Raw genomic sequence first — 2,586 nt, forward strand, 5'->3', positions numbered from 1 at the left:
GATCAACGCCAATCTCCATGCCAGAGATCAGCTTGGAATCACGTCCGGCCCCGGCTGGGAATCCCCCCAAGCGCCAGTTTGTCCACGCGGCCTAGGCCCAAGGGCGACCCCTCGGCGTGGACGCCTCAGCAGAAAGCGAATTACTATCCAACGAGCAGCTGCAAGTTCACCACGCAGGATTTCTTCGCGGTTAGCCTCTTTCTGAGGACTGGCAACATAGCCGACTTCGCCTTTGCGCGATCCGTGCCCCTGTCAAACAAGAAGCCCTATGGCCTGCCGGCCGTCGCCGATTACCCGGAGCACGTGAGCCAAAATCCCTCGTGCAGTGTCGGCGACGGCACGTGGTTCGCCACGCTCGATGAGGTCTGGAACCTCGCTTGAAGTCACTCGGGACTGTGGCCGACGAACTGCGCCATCCTCGCGCGCGCACTTTCAAAAGCCGCCTGTGCTGCTTCTAGCTCCTCCGCCGCAGCAGAAGCCTGCTCAAGCTTGATGCGCGACACCGGCAAGACGAGCGAGAGGCACGTCTCCTCCGCAATCGCCGGATAAGCGATGCCGATGTTGTGTCGAACCATCTGCCGTCGTACCGCATCGCTCTTTAGCAGCCACGCGAGCGCCAAGGGATGCACTTCTTGGCAGCGCAAGACCGCGAAGCCTGTCGAGCAGATCGCGCCGTCCAGATGGTGAGGGACAACTCCGACCGTGCCCCGCTCCGGCCGAACGGTCGAGACCAACACGTCGCCCGCCCGGACCAGCTTACGGGCACGGCTTGGCGCATCGTGCGAGGCAAGTCGCTTGTGCCCAACCAGACCCGTGCGTCCGTCCACGTCGCTGATTTCGATGTAGTCAAAGCTATCGCTTCGTCCGCGCCTTGGGTCTCGGCGTTCATCCACCAAGCGCGCGACGGACGAAACCAGAATGCCATCATCTTCACCCACCGGTGCCGCGGGCTGGCCCTCCACATGAAAACCGGCGTCCCAACGCTCGGCGTCATCGGGAAGGCTGCCCCACCTGCCGAGTTCGCAAGGTTTCTCGCCGATGAACGCCGCCAGCAACGCAGGAAGATCCGTGCGCGCGTGGCGAATGCGCCGACGCTGTCCCGAGCGCGTAACCACATCGTAGCCAACCTCTCGGGCCTCGCCGAAGAAGGTTTCAGCGCGCATCGGAGGTCTCCTTTCGGCGCAGCAGGAGCACCGAGGTTTTCGTACTGGTGCCGGCTGCGGCGAAGGTGACGGGGGGCAGGGAGAACACGGCCTCGACGTTGCACCGTGCAGCGAGCAAGCGTCGAAGCTCAGAGAAGGGGCCGCGGTTCACGAGGATACTGTCTGGCACCACGCTGACGATGACGCCGCCAGGCATAACCCAATCCACGTAGCGTTCGAGAAAGAGAATCTCGGAATCAAGGCGATTCCGGTCACGGCCCATGGAGAAGGCCGCGATGTCGGCACCGCTGTAGGTCGCCCCGAACGGCGGATTTGTCAGTATCAGCTGCGCCCGGCTTTCCAGCGTCGTCGTGACTTTGGCGTCGTCGCCACTTCGGGCGAGACCGTTGGCTAGGTAGAGGTTTGCCACTCGCGCCCCGAACAGACCAAGGTTGATGCAGGCGAGCCGCAACATTCGTTCTGACTTGTCGATCCCAACCACGTTGCCGCTTACGAATTTGCTAAGCCATGCGGGAGCACGCGCGGCGTCGCGCTCCCTAACCTTCTCGTGGAAAAGCCGGATCGCTTCGGCGAGGAAGGAGCCGACGCCGCACGACGGGTCGAGAACTAAGCCGGCGCGTTCGCATTGGTCGGGATCTAGCAGCGCCTCGCGTGCACTGGGCGCGAGCGCGTGAAGGCCGACCTGAACCATGAATCGCGATACTTCCGGAGGTGTGAGGTACTGCCCCATCTCCTTTTCGTCCACGAAGGAAGCCGACATGAAGCGGGAAAAAACCTCGTTGATGAGATCGTCGCGTCCTGCCTCGTGCAGCGACCGAAAGGCGGCGGCGTCGCGTTCGAAAATGGTTAGGAGGGAGCGCGCGAAAGCCTCATCACCCGCGCCGAGAGGTGCAAAGAAGCGCCCAGGGTCGAGGCCGTGCCCGTTCATGCTAGGCAGGTTCCGCGAGAGGGCCTCAGCCACGAAGGCGTTCACGCCTTCCGCCGCGCTGTGCCCCTCAGGCGCGAGGTGCCTCCCAAGGCCCTTGCCACCTGCGTCAATGGACGTGACGTGCGCGAACACGAGCACCGCCACAAGGTCGAGTACCTCCTGCCGCCTAGACACGGCTGCGGTGCGATGGAACTCCTCCCGCAAGGCGTTCAGGGTGCCGGCAATCGCGTCCTCAAGTTGACGAAGCCTTCCATTCGCCTCGGGAGCAGCGGCCAACTGGATCAGGTCTCCGGGGCCCTCGACAAGAGATCGTAGGCGCTCCTCGACGGCCTTCCGTGGGCGGGAGTCGCCTGTGCGGTACCGCGACAAGCTGGCTTGAGACGACCCAAGCTGCTGCGCTGCTAGGCCGCGTGGACAAACCTGATCCACAGTCGGATGGAGGCGAGTGTCGCGAAGCCGAGGAAGCTCTCGGCGGTCTGGTCGTAGCGGGTAGCG

2 protein-coding genes are annotated in these 2,586 nt (G+C 63.6%); both read right to left on the reverse strand.

What is annotated here, in order from left to right; all coding sequences use genetic code 11:
• Window positions 1-383: 383 nt before the first annotated feature.
• On the reverse strand, window positions 384-1,163 hold the full coding sequence (locus FHS88_RS20400; RefSeq protein WP_184487322.1) for a restriction endonuclease subunit S domain-containing protein: 780 nt from the start codon (window positions 1,161-1,163) through the stop codon (window positions 384-386).
• Window positions 1,153-2,460, reverse strand: a complete 1,308-nt coding sequence (locus FHS88_RS20405) for an HsdM family class I SAM-dependent methyltransferase (RefSeq protein ID WP_184487323.1) — start codon at window positions 2,458-2,460, stop codon at window positions 1,153-1,155. Before FHS88_RS20405 ends, FHS88_RS20400 begins: the two co-directional genes overlap by 11 nt.
• Between the last annotated feature and the right edge of the window lie 126 nt (window positions 2,461-2,586).

Source organism: Neoroseomonas alkaliterrae, from assembly GCF_014199195.1.
Lineage (GTDB): Bacteria > Pseudomonadota > Alphaproteobacteria > Acetobacterales > Acetobacteraceae > Neoroseomonas > Neoroseomonas alkaliterrae.